This window comes from Luteimonas flava (assembly GCF_036584485.1).
Classification (GTDB): domain Bacteria; phylum Pseudomonadota; class Gammaproteobacteria; order Xanthomonadales; family Xanthomonadaceae; genus Luteimonas; species Luteimonas flava.
The window spans coordinates 1-367 of the sequence record NZ_JAZHBM010000039.1; the positions used below are offsets into that span (position 1 = coordinate 1).

The following is a 367-nucleotide window of genomic DNA, read 5'->3' on the forward strand; positions in this document are numbered from 1 at the left end:
CTTGGCAGTTAGAGGCGATGAAGGACGTGTAAGTCTGCGAAAAGCTGTGGTGAGCCGACAAAATGCATTTGAGCCACAGATGTCCGAATGGGGAAACCCACCTATTTATAGGTATCGTTAACTGAATACATAGGTTAACGAGGCAAACGAGGGGAACTGAAACATCTAAGTACCCTTAGGAAAAGAAATCAACCGAGATTCCCCTAGTAGCGGCGAGCGAACGGGGAGCAGCCCTTAAGCTGTTTAGAATTTAGTGGAATCCTTTGGGAAGAGGAGCGATACAGGGTGATAGCCCCGTACACGACGGATTCTTTACAGTGAAATCGAGTAGGTCGGGACACGTGTTATCTTGACTGAATATGGGAAG

1 rRNA gene is annotated in these 367 nt (G+C 47.4%); it reads left to right on the forward strand.

Annotated elements, in window-relative coordinates:
* Window positions 1-367, forward strand: a 23S ribosomal RNA gene (locus tag V3391_RS17590); the annotation flags it as partial.